This is a genomic window from Actinomadura sp. 9N407, from assembly GCF_044326315.1.
Lineage (GTDB): Bacteria > Actinomycetota > Actinomycetes > Streptosporangiales > Streptosporangiaceae > Spirillospora.
The window spans coordinates 95134-116474 of record NZ_JBIRAW010000024.1 but is presented as its reverse complement, the minus strand read 5'-3'; the positions used below and the strand labels follow the sequence as shown (position 1 = coordinate 116474).

Annotated in this window: 17 protein-coding genes; 13 read left to right on the top strand and 4 right to left on the bottom strand. The window is 72.1% G+C overall.

The window, feature by feature from the left end:
• Positions 1-111: 111 nt before the first annotated feature.
• The 12 genes from ACH34Q_RS31550 to ACH34Q_RS31495 all read left to right on the top strand — a co-directional run bounded on the left by ACH34Q_RS31550 (position 112) and on the right by ACH34Q_RS31495 (position 12925).
• Positions 112-534, top strand: coding sequence for a Zn-ribbon domain-containing OB-fold protein (locus tag ACH34Q_RS31550; RefSeq protein WP_395986751.1), 423 nt, complete (start codon positions 112-114; stop codon positions 532-534).
• Positions 531-1724 (top strand): thiolase C-terminal domain-containing protein, encoded by a 1194-nt coding sequence (locus ACH34Q_RS31545; RefSeq protein WP_395986750.1) that lies wholly within the window; start codon positions 531-533, stop codon positions 1722-1724. Before ACH34Q_RS31550 ends, ACH34Q_RS31545 begins: the two co-directional genes overlap by 4 nt.
• A gap of 44 nt (positions 1725-1768) precedes the next feature.
• On the top strand, positions 1769-2665 hold the full coding sequence (locus ACH34Q_RS31540; RefSeq protein WP_395986749.1) for an SDR family NAD(P)-dependent oxidoreductase: 897 nt from the start codon (positions 1769-1771) through the stop codon (positions 2663-2665).
• A gap of 46 nt (positions 2666-2711) precedes the next feature.
• Positions 2712-3926 (top strand): amidohydrolase family protein, encoded by a 1215-nt coding sequence (locus tag ACH34Q_RS31535; protein ID WP_395986748.1) that lies wholly within the window; start codon positions 2712-2714, stop codon positions 3924-3926.
• Positions 3927-4102: 176 nt separating this feature from the next.
• A complete protein-coding gene (locus ACH34Q_RS31530; protein ID WP_395986747.1) occupies positions 4103-6484 on the top strand; it encodes a xanthine dehydrogenase family protein molybdopterin-binding subunit in 2382 nt (793 codons plus the stop codon).
• Positions 6481-7356, top strand: coding sequence for an FAD binding domain-containing protein (locus tag ACH34Q_RS31525; RefSeq protein WP_395986746.1), 876 nt, complete (start codon positions 6481-6483; stop codon positions 7354-7356). Before ACH34Q_RS31530 ends, ACH34Q_RS31525 begins: the two co-directional genes overlap by 4 nt.
• Complete coding sequence (locus ACH34Q_RS31520; protein WP_395986745.1) at positions 7349-7873, top strand: (2Fe-2S)-binding protein; 525 nt, start codon at positions 7349-7351, stop codon at positions 7871-7873. Before ACH34Q_RS31525 ends, ACH34Q_RS31520 begins: the two co-directional genes overlap by 8 nt.
• A gap of 2 nt (positions 7874-7875) precedes the next feature.
• A complete protein-coding gene (locus tag ACH34Q_RS31515) occupies positions 7876-8712 on the top strand; it encodes a mycofactocin-coupled SDR family oxidoreductase (RefSeq protein WP_395986744.1) in 837 nt (278 codons plus the stop codon).
• 23 nt (positions 8713-8735) lie between these two features.
• Positions 8736-9926 carry a cytochrome P450 gene (locus ACH34Q_RS31510; RefSeq protein WP_395986743.1) on the top strand — a complete coding sequence of 397 codons (1191 nt, stop codon included), beginning with the start codon at positions 8736-8738 and terminating at the stop codon, positions 9924-9926.
• A gap of 232 nt (positions 9927-10158) precedes the next feature.
• Positions 10159-11637 (top strand): aldehyde dehydrogenase, encoded by a 1479-nt coding sequence (locus ACH34Q_RS31505; RefSeq protein WP_395986742.1) that lies wholly within the window; start codon positions 10159-10161, stop codon positions 11635-11637.
• A 103-nt stretch (positions 11638-11740) separates the two neighbouring features.
• Complete coding sequence (locus ACH34Q_RS31500; RefSeq protein WP_395986741.1) at positions 11741-12100, top strand: hypothetical protein; 360 nt, start codon at positions 11741-11743, stop codon at positions 12098-12100.
• An 81-nt stretch (positions 12101-12181) separates the two neighbouring features.
• Positions 12182-12925 carry a phosphotransferase gene (locus ACH34Q_RS31495; RefSeq protein ID WP_395986796.1) on the top strand — a complete coding sequence of 248 codons (744 nt, stop codon included), beginning with the start codon at positions 12182-12184 and terminating at the stop codon, positions 12923-12925.
• Here ACH34Q_RS31495 and ACH34Q_RS31490 read toward each other — a convergent pair.
• From ACH34Q_RS31490 to ACH34Q_RS31475, 4 genes are read right to left on the bottom strand one after another with little or no spacing between them, the layout of a single operon-like run.
• Positions 12906-13625 (bottom strand): EthD domain-containing protein, encoded by a 720-nt coding sequence (locus tag ACH34Q_RS31490; RefSeq protein ID WP_395986740.1) that lies wholly within the window; start codon positions 13623-13625, stop codon positions 12906-12908. The genes ACH34Q_RS31495 and ACH34Q_RS31490 overlap by 20 nt on opposite strands.
• Positions 13622-17113 (bottom strand): indolepyruvate ferredoxin oxidoreductase family protein, encoded by a 3492-nt coding sequence (locus ACH34Q_RS31485; RefSeq protein WP_395986739.1) that lies wholly within the window; start codon positions 17111-17113, stop codon positions 13622-13624. The genes ACH34Q_RS31490 and ACH34Q_RS31485 overlap by 4 nt, the downstream gene beginning before the upstream one ends.
• Positions 17110-18360 (bottom strand): amidohydrolase family protein, encoded by a 1251-nt coding sequence (locus tag ACH34Q_RS31480; RefSeq protein ID WP_395986738.1) that lies wholly within the window; start codon positions 18358-18360, stop codon positions 17110-17112. Before ACH34Q_RS31480 ends, ACH34Q_RS31485 begins: the two co-directional genes overlap by 4 nt.
• Before the next feature lie 39 nt (positions 18361-18399).
• Complete coding sequence (locus ACH34Q_RS31475) at positions 18400-19617, bottom strand: cytochrome P450 (RefSeq protein WP_395986737.1); 1218 nt, start codon at positions 19615-19617, stop codon at positions 18400-18402.
• A 165-nt stretch (positions 19618-19782) separates the two neighbouring features.
• On the opposite strand from ACH34Q_RS31475, the gene ACH34Q_RS31470 reads away from it, so the two are divergent.
• Complete coding sequence (locus ACH34Q_RS31470) at positions 19783-21297, top strand: aldehyde dehydrogenase family protein (protein ID WP_395986736.1); 1515 nt, start codon at positions 19783-19785, stop codon at positions 21295-21297.
• The last annotated feature ends 44 nt before the right edge of the window (positions 21298-21341 follow it).

Here is a 21341-nt window from a genome sequence, read left to right as displayed (position 1 = left end):
AGGTAGCAAAGGCTCACTTTCTTAGGAAGAGTTATAGTGAGCGAACACTCTCTTAAGTTGACCGGGAGACGGCTGCCGGTACGGATGATACGCCGCCGGCGCGAGGAGACCATGGACGCGACGACAGGGATTCCGCCCGCGGTCACCGAGGAGACCGAGCCGTTCTGGGCCGCGGCCCGGGAGGGGCGGCTGGTCGTCGAGGGCTGCCCGTCCTGCGGGGCCGAGTCGTTCCCGCCGCGCGGGATGTGCCGGTCCTGCCATGCCAGGACGCTGGTCCCCATCGAGATCACCGGGCGTGGTCACGTCTACAGCCTCACCGTCAACCACCAGCGCTGGCTCCCGGATCTGGACGTCCCGTACGCCATCGTCCTGGTCGAGTTCCCCGGCCATCCCGGCGTGCGCGTGGCGGGCAGGCTCCGGGGCGTTCCACCCGAGGACGCGGCCATCGGCATGGAGGTCGAGGTCGGTTTCGAGCCCGGCCCCGGCGGCTGCGCCATCCCGAGTTTCGTGGCCCTGCCCGGGGCCTCCGGATGAGCGGGCCGGCGGCGGCCGACCTGCTGGAGCGCCGGGTGGTGATCTCCGGGGTCGGCCAGTCGGCCATCGGGCGACGGGTCGGCCGGTCGGGCCTGCAACTCACCCTGGACGCGATCCTCGCCGCCGTGGCGGACGCCGGGCTGGCGATCGGCGACATCGACGGCCTGTCCATGTTCCCGGGCGGCGGTGCGGCGAACCTGCCCGGCTACGCCAACGGGAACCTCTACGAGGTCCAGGACGCGCTGGGGATCGCCACGCGCTGGCGCCAGGGGGTCGTCGAGGGGATGGGGCTGCCCTTCTACGGCCCGGCGATGGCGGTGGCCACCGGCCAGGCCCGGCACGCCGTCGTGTGGCGGACCGTGAAGGAGGGCAGCGCCGCCCGCGACGCCGGCGGGCGGCCGGCCTACGGATCGGTCAAGCCGGTCGCCGAAGGCCCGCTGGCCTGGCTGCTGCCCATCGGCATGCTCTCCCCCGTCTGCCAGGTCGCCCCCTTCGCCGCCCGGTACATGTACGAGTACGGCGTCACGCGCGAGCAGCTGGCGTGGATCCCGGTGACGCAGCGGGCCCATGCCGCCGGGAACCCGGACGCGGTCTACCGGAAGCCGCTGACCGTCGAGGAGTACCTCGCCGCGCGGATGATCTCAACGCCGATCTGCCTGTACGACTGCGACGTCCCGGTCGACGGCGCCACCGCCATCGTCGTGTCGGCCGCCGAGACCGCGCCCGCCCTGCGGTCTCCGGTCCGCGTCGAGGCGATGGCCGCGCTCGTGGAGGGACGGCCGTCGTGGGATCAGTGGGAGGACATGGGCCGCGTCGGCCACGGCGCCGCGGCGGCGATGTGGGCGCGGACCGACCTGCGTCCCGGCGATGTCGACGTCGCCGAGTTGTACGACGGCTTCACCATCGAGGTCGTCTGGTGGCTGGAGGCCATGGGCTTCTGCGGGACGGGCGAGGCCGGCGCGTTCGTCGAGGGAGGCGCGCGCATCGCCCTGGACGGCGAGCTGCCGCTCAACACCTGGGGCGGCCAGCTCTCCGGCGGGCGCCTGCACGCGGCCTTCGGCCACACCGCCCAGGCCGTCCGGCAGCTCCGGGGCGAGGCCGGGGACGGGCAGGTCGCGGGCGCGCAGGTCGCGGCGGTGACCAACGTCGGGGGGTACGAGGCGGGCGCGGCGCTGCTGACGCGCTGGTGACCGGGCATGCCGGTCCGACACACATCCGAACGGAAGGGAACCCCATGGTGGAGCGCGCGGGCAGGGTCGAGGGCAAGGTCGCGATCGTCACGGGGGCCGGCTCGACGCCCGGCCCGGGGGTCGGGACCGGGAAGGCGACCGCCGTCGCGCTCGCCCGGGAGGGAGCGGACGTCCTGCTGGTCGACCTGCACCCCGAACGCGCCGAGGAGACCCGGCAGATGATCGAGAAGGAGCGCGGCCCGGGCGCCGGGCGGGCCGAGGTGTTCGCCGCCGACGTCACCACGGCGGCCGGCTGCGAGGCGATGGTGCGCGCGGCGGCCGAAGCGTTCGGGACGGTCGACATCCTGGTCAACAACGTCGGCCTCGCGGCTCTGGGGACGGTCGTCGACACCTCGGAGGAGGCCTGGGACCGGGCCTTCGACATCAACCTGCGGACGGCGTTCCTGGCGTCCAAGTACACGGTGCCCGTGATGGCCGCCAAGTGCGCGGGGGCGATCGTCAACATCGCGTCGATCTCCGCGTTGCGGGGCGACGGCACGGTCGCGTACTCGGCGGCCAAGGGCGGGCTGGTCGCCATGACGGTCGACATGGCGTACTCGCACGGCCGCGAGGGCATCCGGGTCAACGCCGTCGCGCCCGGCCACATCACCACGCCGATGGTGATGTCGGTGTCCGCTCCCGGTCCCCGCGCCGGGTTCATGAACACGATGCGGTCGGAGGCGGGCCTGCTCGGGACGCCCGGTGACGGCTGGGACGTGGCGTGGGCGGCCACGTTCCTGGCGAGCGACCAGGCCCGGTGGATCACGGGCGTGACGCTGCCGGTGGAGTCGGGCGTGCTGAGCGTGACCCCCCTGATGATGGCCCAGCACCTGCGCGCCGTCCCCGAACCGGGCGAGCGAGCCCTGCGGACGGCCATTGCGCGGCATCCTCCCCCACTCTAAAGTAAGTGAGTGAATACTCTCTAACCCTAGAGAAGGGCCCACGCGGATGGCCGACCAGGACGAGGCCGGGGCCGCCCCCGGGACCGCACTCTGCGAGCGGTACGCCGTCGCCGACGTCGACTCCCACATCATCGAGCCGCCCGATCTCTGGACGTCGCGCGTCTCGTCCAAATGGGGCGACCTCGTCCCGCACGTGCGGTTCCACGAGCGGAGGCAGGAGGACTACTGGTACATCGGCGACCGCAAGCTGTACGGGGTGGGCGCGTTCGCCCAGGCCGGCTGGCCGGAATGGCCGCCGTCGCACCCGAGGAAGCTGTCCGAGGCACTGCCGGCCGCGCTGGACCCGAAGGCACGCCTGGCCTACCTGGACGAAGTAGGCGTCTACTACCAGGTGCTGTACCCGAACATCCTCGGGTTCCACAGCCACCGGTTCCTGAACCAGATGCCGCGCGAACTGGCGACCGAGTGCGTCCGGGCCTACAACGACTGGATCACCGAGTTCTGCTCGGCGGACCCGCGGCGGCTGGTCCCGATGACGATGCTCCCGTTCTGGGACATCGGCGCGTCGGTGGCCGAGATGAGGCGGGCCCACGAGATGGGCCACAAGGGCGTCCTGTTCGCCGCCCGGTACGACAAGGCCGGCTTCCCGCGGCTGATCGACGACTACTGGGAGCCGGTGCTGGGCCAGGCCCAGGAGATGGGCCTCAGCATGAACTTCCACGTGGGGTTCCTGGCCACCGACGATGAGCTCAAGGGCGCGGTCGACCAGTCGAAGAAGATCGATTTCACCAGGGAGAGCGCGCTGGTCCTGCTCGGCAACGCGCAGAACATCGCCGAGGTGGTGCTCAGCGGCGTCTGCCACCGCTATCCCGACCTGAACTTCGTCTCGGTCGAGAACGGCGCCGGCTGGCTGCCGTTCCTCGGCGAGAGCATGGACTGGCAGTGGCTGAACGTCGGCGCCCACAAGGAGTACCCGGAGCGGATGCTGCCGAGCGAGTACATGCGCCGCCAGATCTACGGGATGTTCTGGTTCGAGCGGCGGTCGGTACGGGCGGTGATCGACCAGCTCGCCAACAACCTCATGTTCGAGACGGACTTCCCGCACGCGACCAGCCTCTCCCCCGGTCCCGCCTCCGAGTCGCCGAGCCCCCGCGACGTCATGGAACGGACGCTCGGCGGCCTGCCGGAGGAGACCGTCGGCAAGGTGCTCCAGCACACCGCGACCAGGCTCTACCACCTGGACCCCCCGTCCCGGGACTGACCAGGGGGTCTCGCCTCTCCCTGGCTGAGCGACCGCCTAGCACGTTATCTTTGTGACCTTGACCACATCATGCCGCCGATGCTAAGCAGGTACCCAGCAATGCTGAGCGACCGCACAGCATGTCCTTTGACGGTCTCGCGGAACAGCCGCGCGAAACAGAGGAGCCCCCTGATGGCATGGATCGAAGCAGTGGCGCACCGGTGAGCGCCGCACCGGTCGCCGCGACCCGTTACGCCGGCGCCCGCGTCCCCCGGGTGGAGGATCCGCGGCTGCTGACCGGGCACGGGACGTTCGTGGACGATGTGGTCCGGCCCGGCATGCTGCACGCCTGCTTCGTCCGCAGCCCGCTGGCCCGCGCCCGGATCCTCGGCATCGACGCCTCCGAGGCGCTGGCCCTCGAGGGGGTGCACGCGGTCTTCACCGCCGAGGACCTCAACCCGGACGTGCGCGAGCAGTGGTACACGCTGATCGGCAAGGACGTCCCGGACACGCCGCGCACGCCGCTGGCGGAGGGCGAGGTGCGGTTCGCCGGTGATCCGGTGGCGCTGGTGGTGGCCGCCGACAGGTACATCGCCGAGGACGCCGCCGAGCTGGTCGTCGTCGACTACGACCCGCTGCCGCCCGTCGTCGACTACGTCACCGCACGCGATTCCGGTGAGCTGGTGCACGCGGGCTATCCGCGCAACGTGGCGGGCGAGCTCGCCGGGCTCCCCGCACAGGAACTCGACCCGGTCTTCGACGCCGCGCCGGTCGTGGTGCGCGAGACGATCTACCAGCAGGCCTATGCGGCCGTGCCGATGGAGACGCGCGGCATGGTCGCGGAGTGGTCGGCGTCCACCGGCGAGCTGGCCATCTGGGCGGCCACCCAGTCGCCGCACGAGGTGCGGCTGTTCTGCTCCCGGCTGCTGGGGCTCCCCGAGCACAGCGTGCGGGTGGTGATGCGCGACACCGGCGGCGGCTTCGGCCAGAAGGTCCTGCCGATGCGCGAGGACATGTGCGTCATGCTGGCCGCGCGGAAGCTGCCCGCCGCGGTGAAGTGGATCGAGGACCGCCGGGAGAACCTGATGTCGGCGGGCAAGTCGCGCCACGAGCACGGTGACGCGCGGATCGCCTTCGACTCCGACGGCACGATCCTGGCCGCGGCGATCGACTACGTGCAGGACGTGGGCGCCTACCCGATGCCCTGGCCGGTGGGGACGGCCGCGGCGGCCGGGATGTTCTTCCCCGGCCCCTACCGCGTCCCCGTGGGGACGTTCGCCTCGACGTGCGTGTTCTCCAACACCGTCGGCCGCGTGGCCTACCGCGGGCCGTGGCAGTTCGAGTCGATGGCGCGCGAGCTGCTCCTGGACGCCGCCGCGCGCAAGATGGGCATGGACCCGGCGGCCCTGCGCCGCAAGAACCTGCTGCGCCAGGACGAACTGCCGTACACCAACCCCAACGGGATGCCCTACAGCGACATCTCCCCCCTGGAGACGTTCGAGCTGGCGCTCAAGATGCTCGGCTACGAGTCGTTCCGGCGAGAGCAGGAGCAGGCCCGCGCGGAGGGCCGCTACCTGGGGGTCGGGACGTGCACCTACGTCGAGCCGACCACCGCCACCATGGGACTGCACAGCACCGAGGGCGCGACGATCCGCATCGAGCCGTCCGGCAAGGTCAACGTCTACGTCTCCGGCGGGTCCAGCGGCAACAGCATCGAGACCACGGTCGTCCAGCTCACCGCCGACGCGCTGGGCGTGGACATCGCCGACGTCCACACCATCCAGGGCGACACGGCGATCACCCCGTTCGGCGGTGGCGCGGCCGGGAGCCGGTCGGGCTCGATGACCGCGGGCGCCGTGGACGTGACCGCGTCGGTGCTGCGGGAGCGGCTCGTGGCGATCGCCGCGCACCGCCTGGAGGCAGCCCCCGGGGACATCGAACTGTCCGGCGGCCGCGCGTCCGTCCGCGGCGTGCCGGAGTCCGGGATCACGGTCGCGGAGATCGCCGAGATCGCCTACTTCCAGCCCGACGCGCTGCCGCCGGGAGTGCCGCCGGGGCTGGAGTCGAGCGGCCGGTACAAGCCGGAGAGCCCGATCATCTGGGCGAACGCGACGCACCTGTGCACCTGCGAGGTGGACGTGGTGACGGGCGCGGTGACGCTGCTGCGCCACATCGTCAGCGAGGACTGCGGCCCGATGATCAACCCCAGCGTGGTGGAGGGCCAGATCGCGGGCGGCACCGCCCAGGGCATCGGCGGCGCGCTCTACGAGCATCTGGCCTACGACGGCGAGGGCAACCCCGTCGCGACGACCTTCATGGACTACCTCATGCCCACGTCCACCGAGATCCCCGACATCGAGTACGGGCACGTCGACACCCCGGCGCCGGGGCCCGGCGGGTACAAGGGCGTCGGCGAGGGCGGTGCGATCGGGGCGCCGCCGGCCGTGGTGAACGCGGTCGCGGACGCCCTCGCACCCTTCGGCGCCGAGATCACCCGGCTGCCGCTGACACCGGAGTCGATCCTGGCCCTGGTCCGCCGGTCCGGCGCGGCCGGCGGGGCCGGGGCGGTGGCGCGATGAAGCCGGCGGTCTTCGACTACCACGCGCCCACCAGCCTCGACGAGGCCGTCAAGCTGCTCGCCGATCTGGGCGACGAGGCCAAGCCCCTCGCGGGCGGGCAGAGCCTGGTGCCCATGCTCAGCCTCCGGCTGGCGACCTTCGAGCACCTGGTCGACCTGCGCCGGGTGGACGAGCTGCGGGGCATCGAGCCGCGCGACGGATCCCTGTGGATCGGGGCGGGCACCACCCAGACCGCGATCGAGCGCTCCGCCGAGGTGGCCCGGGACACCCCGCTGCTGGCCCGGGCCACGCCGCTGATCGGGCATTTCCAGATCCGCAACCGCGGCACCATCGGCGGATCGATCGCGCACGCCGACGCCGCCGCCGAATACCCCGCGGTCGCCCTGGCGCTCGGCGCGCGGATGGAGGCGATCTCTCCGCGAGGCCGCCGCACCATCCCCGCCGACGCGTTCTTCACCGGCCTGTGGAGCACCGCTCTGGCCGAGGACGAACTGCTGACGGGCATCACCGTCCCGGTGTGGCCGGGGCGCTCCGGGTTCGCGATCGAGGAGTTCGCCCGCCGGTCAGGGGACTTCGCGATCGCCGGCGCCACCGTGGCCGTACGACTCGACGGCGACGCGCGGATCGCCCAGTGCGGCATCGGCCTGTTCGGGCTCGGCCCGTCCGCGCTGCGCGCCTCGGCGGCCGAGGCGGAGCTGACCGGCTCCGCCCCCACGTCCGTCTCCCCGGAAGAGGTCGGACGAGCCGCGCTGTCCGCGCTCGATGCGGTCCCCTCCGACCTGCACGCATCCGCCGACTACCGCAGGCACGTCGGGGCCGCCATCGTGGCGCGCGCCTGGGAACGAGCCGTCCAGGAGGCCACCAGTGTCTGAGGTCGACATCGAGGTCCACGTCAACGGCGCGCGGCGGCGCGCCACCGTGCCGCCGCGGCTCACCCTCGCCGACTTCCTGCGCGAGCGCTGCGGGCTCACCGGTACCCACCTGGGCTGCGAGCACGGCGTCTGCGGCGCCTGCACCATCCTGCTGGACAGCGAGGCGATCCGCGCCTGCCTGGTGTTCGCCGTGCAGGCCGACGGCGCGCAGATCACCACCATCGAGGGGATCGCCGGACCGGACGGCGAGCTGTCCCCCGTCCAGGACGCGTTCCGCGCCAACCACGGGCTGCAGTGCGGGTTCTGCACTCCCGGCTTCGTCGTCTCCGTCACCGCGATGCTGCGTGACAACCCCGACCCCACCGACCAGGAGATCCGGGACGGGCTGTCGGGCAACCTGTGCCGCTGCACGGGTTACCAGGGGATCGTCAAGGCCGTCCGGGAGGCGGCGCGGGGGCGGCGGCACTCATCATCCGGGCGCTCATCGAACGAGCGCCCGCCATCAGAGAAGAGGTAGCAATGGCTGGACGAGTCGAGGGCAAGGTCGCTTTCATCACCGGCGCGGCACGGGGACAGGGACGCGCCCACGCCGTCCGCCTGGCGCAGGAGGGCGCCGACATCATCGCGGTCGACATCTGCAAGCAGGTCGACACCGTCCCGATCCCCATGTCCACCCCCGAGGATCTCGACGAGACCATCGCCCAGGTCAAGGCGGTGGGCCGGCGCATCATCGCCGCCCAGACCGACGTGCGCGACTACGACGCGCTGAAGGCCGTGGTCGACGACGGCGTCACCCAGCTCGGCCGGCTGGACATCGTCATCGCCAACGCCGGCCTCGCGGCCTCCGGCGCCCCGGTCCACGAGATGGACGAGGTGCTGTGGCGGGACTCGATCGACGTCAACCTGACCGGCGTCTTCCACACCGCCAAGGCGGCCGTCCCGCACCTCATCGCGGGCGGGCGCGGCGGCTCGATCGTGCTGACCAGCTCGGTGGGCGGGCTCAAGGCCCATCCGCACGTCGGCAACTACGTCTCCGCCAAGCACGGCGTGGTCGGGCTGATGCGCACCCTGGCGGTGGAGCTCGCCGAGCACGGCATCCGCGTCAACTCCATCCACCCGACCCAGGTGAACACGCCGATGCTGATCAACGACATGACGTTCCGGATGTTCCGCCCGGACCTGGAGAACCCGACCGCCGACGACATGGCGCCGATCTCGCAGATGATGAACGCGCTGCCGGTGCCGTGGGTGGAGGCGGAGGACATCGCCAACGCGGCCCTCTTCCTGGTCTCCGACGAGGCCCGTTACATCACCGGGGTACCCCTCCCGGTCGACGCCGGCTCGATGCTCAAGTAGAGGTGGAAGCAGAGGTGGAGAAGGTGAGCACGGAAGACGCCGTTTACTGGGACCCCTACGACCCGCGGTTCTGGAACGACCCGTACCCCGCGTACCACCGCCTCCGGGAAGAGGCGCCGCTGTACTACAACGAGAAGCACGACTTCTACGCGGCCACCCGGTTCGCCGATGTCGAGCGGGGCCTGCCGGACTGGCAGACCTTCTCCTCGGCCCGCGGCGGCATCCTCGAACTGATCAAGGCGGGCATCGAGATGCCGCCCGGCACGCTCATCTTCGAGGACCCCACCATCCACGACGTGCACCGCCGCCTGCTGGCACGCGTCTTCACCCCGCGCCGGATCGCCGAACTGGAGCCCAGGGTCCGCGACTTCTGCGTCAGAACGCTGGACCCCCTGGTGGGCGCGGGCCGGTTCGACCTCATCGCCACCGTCGGCGCCGAACTGCCGATGCGCGTGATCGGCATGCTGCTCGGCATCCCCGAAGCCGACCAGGAGGCCATCCGCGACACCGCGGACGAGAGCCTGCGCACCGAGGCCGGCGAGCAGATGGACTTCAAGGGCGGCGCCGTCCTGAGCAACGAGCTGTTCCGCGACTACATCGAATGGCGCGCGGACAACCCCTCCGACGACCTGATGACCGACCTGCTCAACGCCGAGTTCGAGGACGAGGACGGAACCCGGCGCACGCTCACCCACGACGAGGTGCTGACCTATGTCACGGTCGTCGCGGGAGCCGGGAACGAGACGACGGGACGGCTCATCGGCTGGGCCGGGTCCCTGCTGGCCCAGCACCCGGACCAGCGCGCGGAACTGGTGGCCGACCCGTCCCTGATCCCCGGCGCGATCGAGGAGATCCTGCGGTACGAGCCGCCCGGCCCGTCCATCGCCCGCTACGTCACCAAGGACACCGAGCTCCACGGCCGGACGGTGCCCGAGGGCAGCTCCATGCTCTTCATCGTCGCGGCGGCCAACCGCGACGAGCGGCAGTACCCCGACCCCGACCGCTTCGACATCCACCGCAAGATGAGCCAGCAGCTCACCTTCGGTCTCGGCCCGCACTACTGCCTGGGCGCCGCGCTGGCCCGGCTGGAGGGACGGGTCGCGCTGGAGGAGATCCTGCGCCGCTTCCCGCGCTGGGACGTGGAATGGGACGGCGCGAAGCTGGCCCAGACCACGACCGTCCGAGGCTGGGAGAGCCTGCCTGTATTTATATGAAGCCCCGGCCCAGGCGCTCGCCTAGCGGCTCACACCTGACCGTTCCTTGTGCGAGCGCTGCATCGCTTCGCGATCTGCCCGGTGAGGCTCGCCTTCGGCATTGCCTCACCGGGCAGTTGACGCGCTCGCGCGGTGGCTTGGGGAGGGTGCTTCTGGAAAAGCGACTTGAAGTGCTCGAGGTCAAAGGTGTCGAACTCGGTTGTGGCCCTGGCGAGGGTGCGGGAGGTAGCGCGTGGACGACCGGCTGATGTACCGGCGGGAGTTCTTCATCGCAGGCGCTTGGACGGCCCCCGAGGGAAGCGGCCGGCTCGGCGTCGTCTCCCCGTCCACCGAAGAGATCGTCGGCGAGGTCCCGGCCGCCACGACGGCCGACATCGACCGGGCGGTCGGCGCGGCCCGCGCGGCGTTCGACGAAGGTCCCTGGCCCCGCATGGCGCCGACCGAGCGGGCGGCCGTGCTCTCGCGCGCGGCCGCCGTCCTGCGCGGGCGCGCGGCCGACATCGCGGGGGTCACCGTCGATGAGATGGGCTGTGCGATCAGCCAGGCGCCCCGGGCGCAGACCGGGTTGGTCGCCGCGCTGTTCGAGTACTACGCCGGTCTCATCCGGAGTTTCGAGTTCGAGCGCGAGGTGGTCGCCGGGGAGAGCACGGCACTGGTGACCAACGAGCCGGTCGGGGTGGTCGCCGCGATCGTCCCGTGGAACGCCCCGGTCACCCTGGCGTCCTGGAAGGCCGCGCCCGCGCTGGCGGCCGGCTGCACCGTGGTGATCAAGCCGCCGCCCGAGGCGCCGCTGAGCACCTTCATCCTGGCGGAGGCCCTCCATGAGGCGGGGCTCCCCCCGGGCGCGGTGAACGTGGTCCCCGGCGGGCGCGAGGCCGGCGAGCGCCTGGTGACCCATCCCGGCACCGACAAGATCGCCTTCACCGGTTCGACGGCGGCCGGCAAGCGGATCATGAGCCTGTGCGGCGACCGGGTGAAGCGGGTCTCGCTGGAGCTCGGCGGGAAGTCGGCGGCCATCGTCCTGGACGACGCCGACGCGGCCGGCATCATGCCCCGGCTGGTCGGCGGCGCCATGCACCTGTCCGGGCAGGTCTGCGGCGCCCATACCCGGGTGCTGGTTCCCAGGGCGCGCTACGCGGAGGCGGTCGAGGCGGCCGCCGCGGCGGCCAACGCCGTGCCGGTGGGCGATCCGCACGATCCGTCCACCCTGGTGGGGCCGCTCGTCGCCGAGCGGCAGCGCGAACGGGTCGAGGGCTATATCGCCCTGGCCGTCGAGGCCGGAGCCCGGGTGGCGGCCGGCGGTGGCCGTCCCGCGCACCTGCCGAGGGGCTGGTACGTGGAGCCGACGATCCTGGCCGGCGTCGACAATTCCATGCGGGTCGCCCGCGAGGAAATCTTCGGGCCGGTGCTCTGCCTCATCCCCTACGACGGCGAGGACGAGGCGGTCGGCATCGCCAACGACTCCCCCTACGGCCTCGCCGGTGGGGTGTGGACGGGCGATCCGGCGCGCGGCCTGCGGGTCGCCCGGCGGGTCCGCACCGGGACCATGTCGGTCAACGGCTCGCACGCGCCGTTCCCGCTGGTGCCGTTCGGAGGTTTCAAGGAGTCGGGCCTGGGCCGCGAGCTCGGTCCGGAGGGGCTGCGGGCCTTCCTCGAGCCGCGCAGCATCGGCATTCCCGCGTCGCTGCGCGCGAGCGCGACAATCTCCTGACCTGGCGCGCTCCCGGCATCCAAGGGCACCGTTCAGCGCACTGGCCGACGGCGGCGATGGATGTTACGCTGCTAATGAGTGAATACTTACTTGGATGGCGGTCATGGCGCAGACGTCCCCTCGATGCAGTCCGCTCTCGGCGGACTCTTTCCTCCCGGCCGCGCTTGAGCTGGTACGGCCGTGCCCCGCCAGGTCCGAGTACATCGAGCTGTGTTTCAGCACCTCCGAGGGCCCGTTCCAGTGGTGCTTCCCCGCCCCGCCCCGCGACCGGGAGGAGCCCGGCGGTCCGCTCGCCCTGGCGATCGGCCCGTACGGAGTGCAGGCCCACCGGGTCGACGCGGAAGGCGGTCTCGGCGCCACGCTGCGGCCCTGCACGGCATTGCCCATGATCCTCACCGGGGCCGACGTCCGGATCGCGAGCAGGCTGGTGACCACGGGCCGTACCCGCGGAGCCGCCGGATGAGGGGCCGGGTACCGAAGCGGTGGGACGACATCTCTCCCCGGTGGATGACGGCGGTCCTCGCCGATCACCATCCTGCTGGTGATGGAGGACCTCGGCGCGCGGGAGGCCGATCCGCTCGACGGCACCCGCGCGATGACGGTCGACCAGGTCGCGAACGGGCTGCGTGGCCTGGCCCGCCTGCACAGCGAGTACTGGGAGCCGTCCCGCGCGCCCCGTCCGGAGCTCGGCTGGGTGAAGACGTGGAAGCCCACCAAGGGGTGGCGGGTCGGCCTCGCCAAGCGCGCCCCGATGGGCTACGCGACGGCGGAGGCGACGCTTCCATCCGAGGTGAGGCGCCATGCTCCAGCCCGGCTCGTCGATCTCTGGGCCCGCTATGTCACGACGCTCGGCGACGGCCCCCTGACACTGCTGCACGGTGACGCGCACATCGGCAACACCTACCTGCTGCCCGGCGGTGACGTCGGCTTCCTCGACTGGCAGGTCGTCCGGCGCGGTCACTGGTCCCAGGATGTGGGGTACTTCCTCGCCGGATCCTTGACCACCGAGGACCGCCGGCGGTCGGAGGCCGATCTGGTCGAGGAGTACCGGCGGGCGCTGCGGCTGCCCGCGGACCGGCTGCCCACGTCCGGGGAGGCGTGGCTGCGGTACCGGGCCTCGGCCGTCCACGGCCTGGTCATCTGGCTGTCGACACTGGGCTCGGTCGGGTACCAGTCCGCGCGGGTCTCCCGCACGCTCGTCGATCGCTACGCCGCCGCGTTCGCCGACCACGGCACCGTGGAAGCGCTCGACCGGGTCGAGGACGGCGTCACGTCCCGGCCGGCATGACCTCTTCGCGCGCGGCGATGAGCCATGACCGGCCGAAGAGATCGCCGTCGGCCCGGCCGGACAGGTTCTCGCGGAACCAGTCGATCCGCGCCCGCAGGCCCTCCTCGTCGTCGAAGTACACCTCGTTCAACGCGTCGTAGGCCCACTCCCCCGTGGCGCGCGGGCACGGGTGGTTCTGGACGTAGGCGCGGCCACGCGCGCTCTCCGGGATGACCGTGGCGTTCGCCGCTCCGGGCCTTCGCACCCGGCCCGCATGATCGCGCCATCGCGTGGAGAACTCGGCCGGGGTCAGCCCGTCGGCGCGTACGGCGATGGCCATGTGCTTGAGTGCCGCGCCGCCGTCCCGCCACCGACGGTCGAGCCAGTCCGTACCGCGCTGGACCGACTCGGCGGCGACCAGCACCGGGCTCGCGTCCGGGACGAGGATGCCGTCGAGATGCCGCCCCAGCGGCCGCCCGGCGCCGTCCAGCCACTCCTGGAAACGCCGCAGGTGACCGGAGTCGGTGAACCATTCGAGGCCGATCCCGTCGTGGCGGGGGTCGGGGCCGGTGAGGTCGGTGAGGGTGGTGCAGACCGCCACCCGGGACGGCCTGGTCCCGGCCGGCGCGTCCAGTGCCGCGGCGACCGCGTGCGGCCAGGCCGCGGGGAACGCCTCGGCGGCGTCCGGCCGGCGGGTGGCGAACCGGATCCGTTTGATCACGCCTTCGCCCCCGGGCGGGCGAGCTCTGCGGCCCGTTCGCGCCAGGCCGCCACCGACGCCTCCTTGATCGGGCCGTAGCCCTTGATCGACAGCGCGGATCCGGCGAGCCGGACGAGCGCGTCGTACGGCTGCTCCGGCGGCACGAGGGCTTCGCCGATCAGCCGCTCGTACTCCTCGATGACGGCCCGCTCGGTGCGGCGGTCGGGGTCCCATCCGAAGACGTCGAACCGCGTCCCGCGCAGCCGCCTCATCCGCCGGAGCACGTGGAAGGCCATCTGGTAGGGCCTGCCCATCGGCAGCTTCTTCTTCATCCCGAGCCGGCGCAGGATCGGCGGGTGCAGGTGGTAGGTGACCGAGTACGCCCCCTCGATGCCGAGGTCCCGCGCGGTCCGGTCGTGGTCGGTCCGCAGGTGCAGACGGGCCACCTCGTACTCGTCCTTGTAGGTGAGGAGCTTGAACCAGGACTCGGCGACCGCCCGGGTGAGCTCCCAGCCGTGCTCGGCGTCGTCATGGGCGGCCGCACGCTCCACGAGATCCAGGAAGCGCCGGGCGCGCCGGGCATCCTGGTAGTCGATCGCCTGTGCCGCTCGCCGGGTGAGGAGGCCGAGCAGCCCGGCCGGCAGGTCCCGGCGGCCGAGCAGTTCCGCGGCCGCCGCCAGCGCGCCGGGCGAGGGATCGAAGACGTCGCCCGTTCGCCCGTCCGTGGCGCGCTCGGCGGCATCGAGCGCCGCCTCGACGGCCGCCGGATCGTGGACGGCCCAGCGGCCCCATGCGAACGCCTCCCGGTTAGGGGCGGCGGCCTCCCCCTGGCGCCCCATGGCCCGTTCGATGTGGGCGAGCGGGATCGGCAGGCCGCCGAGCTGGAACGCGGCGCCGAGCAGGACGACGTTCGCCAGGAGGTGATCGGCGAAGGCGGCCTCGGCGATGCGCCTGGAGTCGAGGAAGGCGACCCGCCCGGCGCCGGCCCGGTCCGTGATCGCCCGCTCCAGTTCCGCGAGGTCGGGAGCGGCGAGATCGCTCTGCAGCATGGCCGCCGTGGGGGTGAGGTTCCGGTCGACGACGGCGATCGTCCGGCCGGGACGGACCTTGGCGAGGTGCTGCGCGCCGGCGGCCTGCAGGATGTCGCCGGACAGGTACAGATCGGCGCCGCCGCCGCTCACCGCCGCCGAGCCCAGCGCGCTCTTGGACGCGGCCAGATTCAGGTGCGAGACGACCGCGCCCGCCTTCTGGGACAGTCCCGTCTGGTCCACGCCGCCGATCACGAATCCGGCCGCCTCGGCGGCGGACGCGATCACGCGGTTGGCGGTGATGACGCCGGTACCGCCGATCCCCGTGAAGTAGATGCCGAACCGCCCGTCCACCGAGGGCACGGGAGCGTCCGGCAGCGAGCCTGAGGGTGGCACCGGCCGGGCCGTGCTCCGGCCATCGGCCCGCGCCTTCCGCTTTCCGCCGCGCCTGGCGGTGATCGTCACGAACGACGGGCAGTCGCCTTCGAGGCACGTGTAGTCGCGGTTGCAGGACGGGTCGTGGATCCGGCGCTTCTCGCCGAACTCGGTGTCCGAGGGCAGCACCGAGAGGCAGTTGCTCTTGACGCCGCAGTCGCCGCATCCCTCGCAGACGCCCTCGTTGATGACGACCCGGCGCGGCGGCTCGGGCAGCAGGCCGCGCTTGCGCAGCCGGCGTGCCTCCGCCGCGCAGCGCTGGTCGTAGATGATCACTGTGACGCCGGGTGCGCCGCGCAGCTCCTCCTGTACCTCAGGGAGCCGGTCGCGGCCCAGCACCTCGACCCCGGAGGCCCAGCGCGCCTTGCGGCCGTAGCGGCCGGGCTCTTCGGCACAGACGACGATCTTCCGGACGCCCTCGGCCTCCAGCGCCCGCGTCATCGCCGGCACGTCCATCAGCCCCGTGACGTCCTGGCCGCCGGTCATGGCCACGGCCGCGTTGTAGAGGATCTTGAAGGTGATGGCGGCACCGGCGGCGACGCTCGCACGGATGGCCAGCGTCCCCGAATGGCTGAGGGTGCCGTCGCCCAGGTTCTGGAAGACGTGCGGTTCGGCGACGAACGGGGACAGGCCGAGCCACGGCACGCCCTCGGCGCCCATCGGCGTCGGGGGCAGGCTGCGCAGGTCCCGCTGGCGCGCCTCGAAGTACATGATCCCGTGGCAGCCGACGCCGCCGCCGGCCAGCGCGCCCTCCGGGACGACGGTGGACCGGTTGTGCGGGCAGCCGCTGCAGAACGCCGGTGAACGGGACGGTGCCTGGACCAGGGGCAGTTCGATCGTCGTGCGCGCCTTCTCCCGCGCCTTTTCCGGGACGGGACGGGGCGCGAGGGCGGGCAGCGCCCGGATGAGGATCCCTGCGATCGCGGACGGGTCCAGCTCGCCGGCCGTCGGCGCGAGGACCTGCCCGGAGCGGTCGCGCTTGCCTGACACCGGAACGCGGCTGCCCGCCTCATGCAGGACGCTTCGCAGCCGCGTCTCGACGAACGGCCGCTTCTCCTCGATCACGACCAGCTCGTCCACGGAGGCGGCGAACTCGCGGATCGTCTCCTCCACCAGCGGGTAGGTCATGCCGAGCTTCAGGATCCGCACCCCGGCCCCGGCGAGGTCGCCGATCGTGATCCCGAGGTCGGCGAACGCCTGGATCACGTCGAAGTAGGTCTTGCCCGCGCAGACCACGCCGAGGCGCGCCCCGGGCTCCGCTCCCACGACGCGGTCGAGACCGTTGTGCCGGGCGTAGGCCTGGGCCGCGCGGAGCCGGTGCTCGACCACCAGCGCCTCCTGGTCCGGTACGGCATGCGGGCCGATCGTGGCGAGCGGCCGGTGCCGCCACGGCCGGCCGTCCACCTCCGCGGGCTCGCCCGGCGTATGCCGTCCGGGATCCAGATCGACGGTGCCCACACCGTCGGCGACCGCGGTGACGATCTTCATCCCTGCCCACGCCCCCGAGTAACGGGAGAGACGGAAGGCGTGCACCCCGAGGTCGAGCACGTCCTGCTGGTCGCCCGGGTACAGGACGGGGACGCAGGCGTCCTCGAAGGTGAACTGGCTGTCGCAGGCCAGCGTGGACGACTTCGCCCCGGGGTCGTCGCCGCAGAACATCACCACGCCGCCGTTGGGCCCCGAGCCCATGGCGTTCGCGTGCCTGAGCGCGTCCCCGCAGCGGTCGAGGCCAGGGCCTTTGCCGTACCAGGCGCCCGCCACGCCGTCGATGCCGTCGTACTCGATGACGGCGCCCATCTGGCTGCCCCAGACGGTCGCGGCGGCGAGTTCCTCGTTGAGCCCCGGACGGTGCACGATCCGGCGCTCGGCGAGCAGGTCCGCCATGCGGTCCAGGGCCAGGTCGAAGCCACCCAGCGGCGAGCCCGGATACCCGGAGACCATCGTGGCCGTCTTCAGGGCGTCCCTCGCGTCCAGTTCCTCCCGGAGGACGAGCAGGCGCGCGAGCGTCTCGACCCCGGACAGGATCGCCTGCTCCGCAGCGGTCACGGGTGGACCTCGGGGTTGACCCAGGCGAACTTCCCGTCCTTGATGACGGCCCGGCGCCGCCCGGGATCCTGCAGCACCGTGACGTCGGCGGACGGATCGCCGTCGACGACGAGCAGGTCGGCCAGCAGCCCCTCGCGGACCCGACCGGTTTCGAATCCCGCGGCCGGACCCATGTTGCGCGTGGCGGTGTGGATGGCCTCCACCGGTGTCATGCCCGCCAACTCCACGTAGCGCTGCAGTTCGGCGGCGTAGGTGCCGTGCCGCGTCCACTGGTGACCGAAATCCCCGCCGGCGAGGATCTGCACGCCCGCGTCCTTCAGCATGCGCAGCCCCTCGACCTGGGAGCGGAACTCCCGGTGGTAGCCGGACGCCTCGATTTTCTCGGGCGTGATGCCCCATGGCTCGGCATGGCCGTTCACCATCGCGTACAGGTAGTGGAGACCGGGGCAGACCCACACGTCGTCGCCCCGGGCCTGGAGAGCCTTCAGCGCGTCGTCGTCCAGGAAGCAGGCGTGGTGGATGATGCGGACGCCGGTGCGCGCGGCCATGGCGACGCTCGCCGACCCGCGGGCGTGGGTGGTGAGGAACGCGCCGTGCCGGCCGGCCTCCTCGACGGCGGCCAGCAGCATCTCGTCGTTCATGTACACGTCTTCGGACGGGAACTCCGGTACGACACCGTCGCCGGAGATGAACAGCTTGAGCGCCCGCGCTCCGGCGTCGCACTGGCGGGCGACGATCTCGCGCAGCTGCGTGGCGTCCGAAGCGACCTCCATCATCTCCCCGTCGCCCCCGAGCCCTTCCCTCGCCGCGATCATGGGTCCGCTGGGGACGATCCGCGGGCCCGGGATCAGGCCCCGGTCGATCGCGTCCCTGGCGAGCAGATCGTCCTGGGGCTGGGTCACGCCCGCGCCGATGATGCAGGTGTAGCCGCTCTCCAGGAACGTCCGCACCACAGCGGCGACGTCGAGGATGTGCGCGGCGGGCGGCGCGGCCGCGACGGCGGCGTGGTCGAACACGAAGTCCAGCGGCCAGCTGGTGTGCACGTGCGCGTCGCCGAGGCCGGGCAGGACGGTGGCCCCGCGCAGGTCGACCACCCGGGCCGAGGCCGGGTCGGCGTCGAGCCCGCCCGGCGCGACCCTGGCGATGCGGTCCCCCTCGATCAGGACGTCGGCGGCGACGGGTCTCTCGTCCGGGCCGCCATCGCAGGTGAGCACGCGCGCGTTCGTCAGGAGCGTCCGCTCGGCCATCTGCCGCCACCTCCCTGATCGAGTGCGGGCTTCACCAGGTCATCGGGCGAGGCGAGGTCCTGGGCGGAAGGTGATCGGCAAGCTGAGCGGCGACCGGGTCAGGCCGCGGTGGTACTGGATGGCGGCGCCGTCCCGCAGGGCGATGCCGTCCAGCCGCCGCAGCAGCTCCTCCAGCGCCACCCGCAGATTGAGGCGGGCCAGGTTCGAGCCCGCGCAGCGATGCGGCCCGACACCGAAGCCGACATGCGGGTTGCGGGCACGGTCGAGCTTGAAGGTGTCGGGGTCGGCGAACTCGGCGCCGTCCCGGTTGGCCGAGGCCCAGTGGAGCAGGACCTTGTCGCCCTTCTTGATCGGGTGGCCGCCCAGCTCACCGTCGCGCACCGCCGTGCGGCCGACGGAGACGAACGACGGTTCCAGGCGCAGCAGCTCCTGGACGGCACCGGGAATGAGGGCGGGCTCGGCTCGCAGCGCCTCGGGGATCTCCGGCTCGGCGCAGAACCTGCGGAGTATCAGCCCGAGCGCCCCGGCCGTGGTCTCCAGCCCGCCGAGGATCAGCAGCTGCACGGTGCCGATGATCTCCTCCTCGGTGATCGGGCGCCCGTCGATCTCGGCGTTCAGGACGGCGTCCACGACATCGCCGCGCGGCGGGCCCTCGCGCCGGTCCGCCACGAATCCCTGGATCCACGCGTAGAGACCGAGCCAGCACTCGCGGGCCTGCGGATCATCGGGCACCGACGACCTGGACGCCAGGTGGGAGACCTTGTCCAGATCCTCGGACGGGGCGTTGATGGCGAGGGTGAAGAACGCCAGGCTGGGCAGCGGGCGCGCGAAGGCGTCCATGAACTCGCACTCCCCGTCCTCGATGAAGCCGTCGATGAGGCGGGTCACCAGCGCGCGGGTCGGCGCCTCCCAGGGCGCGACGGCCGCGGGAGTGAAGAAGGGGTTGATCAGGCGCTTGAAGACGCGCTGCTCGGGCGGATCGGCCTGGACGGGCAGGTTGCGCACCACGCTCGGCGCGCCGGCGATCCCCAGCCCGTGCGCGGAGCTGAACACCTCCCAGTTCTGGGCGGCGCTCACCACGTCCTCGTACCTGCTCACCACCCAGAAGCCGCCGTGCTCCTCGCTGCGGGCCACCGGGCACAGCTCGCGCATCCGCGCCATCGTCTCGGGCATGGTCGCGGCCAGATCCGGGGACAGATGATCGAAGTGGCGCACGCACCAGTCGTCCGGAAGGGGACCGGCGCTCGGCATCTCCATCGGAGCCCTCCAGATCGGCCGGCGGCACGGGCAGGGGAGGCGACCGCCGGGCATCGAAACTATAACAAGGTGAGCGATTACTTTCTAGCGCTCCTTGATGAGTGAGCGCTCTTTTATTTAGCCTGGACTCCTGGTTACAGTGGGCGCGCCCCCGAAGGAGTTGCCATGCCGGCCCTTTCCCGCGCCGAGACGCCGATGCCCGCCTTCCTCGACGGCCGTCCCAAGAAGCTGCTGATCGGCGGCCGGTGGCGGGCCGCGGCGTCCGGGCGGACCTTCCCCAGCATCGACCCGTCGACCGGCGAGGTGATCGCCGAGCTGGCCGAGGCCGGCGCGGAGGACGCCGACCGCGCCGTCGCGGCGGCCCGCGCGGCGTTCGAGGGCCCCTGGCGGCGCGTCACGCCGCACGAGCGGCAGTCGCTGCTGTGGGCGTTCGCGGACGCGGTACAGGAGCACTACGAGGAACTGCGCCTCCTGGAAGCCGTCGACATGGGGCTGCCCGTCGGCCGCCGCCGCTCCGGCCCGCGCCCCGCGTGGGAGGCGGAGGTGCTGCGCTACTTCGCCGGCTGGCCGACGAAGATCCACGGCCAGACCATCCCGAACTCGATCCCGGGCCCGGACCCCGGCTCGGTCCTGAGCTACACGCTGAAGGAGCCGGTGGGGGTCGTCGCCGCGATCGTGCCCTGGAACCGTCCGATCAGCAACGCGATCTGGAAGCTCGGACCGGCGCTGGCCGCCGGCTGCACCGTGGTCCTCAAGCCCGCCGAGGAGGCGAGCCTGGTCGCGCTGCGCCTCGGGGAACTGCTGGCGGGCAGCGGTCTTCCGGACGGTGTCGTGAACATCGTGACCGGCCACGGCGAGGGCGTGGGCGCGGCACTCACCGAGCATCCCGGAGTGGACAAGGTCGCGTTCACCGGCTCGACCGAGACCGCCCGGCGGATCGTCCGGGCCTCCGCGGGGAACCTGAAGCGGCTCTCGCTCGAACTCGGCGGGAAGTCGCCGGACGTCGTCTTCGCCGACGCCGACCTGTCGCGCGCCGTCCCCGGAGCGGCCATGGGCGTGTTCTACAACGCCGGCCAGGTCTGCTGCGCGGGTACCCGCATCTACGTCGAGCGCCCCGTGTACGACGAGTTCGTGGCGGGCATCTCGGAGTTCGCCGCCAAGCTGAAGGTCGGCGACAGCCTGGCCCCGGAGACCAGGATCGGCCCCTTGGTGTCGGCGGCGCAGCTCGAGCGCGTCACCGGGTATCTGGACCTGGGAAGTGCGGAAGGCGCGCGCACCACCGCCGGTGGCGCCCGGATCGAGACGGGGGAACTGGCGAACGGCTACTTCGTGGCGCCGACCGTTCTCGCGGACGTCCGGGACGACATGCGGGTGGCCCGGGAGGAGATCTTCGGCCCCGTCGCCTGCGTGCTGCCCTTCGACTCCCTGGAGGAGGTCGTCGCCCGCTCGAACGACACCGACTACGGACTCGCCGGTGGCGTGTGGACGCGGGACGTCGGCAAGGCCCACCGGATGGCGCGGGAACTGCGGGCCGGAACGGTGTGGGTCAACTCGATGCTGCTCATGGACCCGGCCGTCCCCTTCGGCGGCTACAAGATGAGCGGCTGGGGCCGGGAGATGGGCGAGCACTCGCTCGATGAGTACCTCAACGTCAAGTCGGTGTGGATCGACACGACCTGACGGCACGGGCCGAGGTCGCGGGCCGACGACAAGGCCCGCAGTCC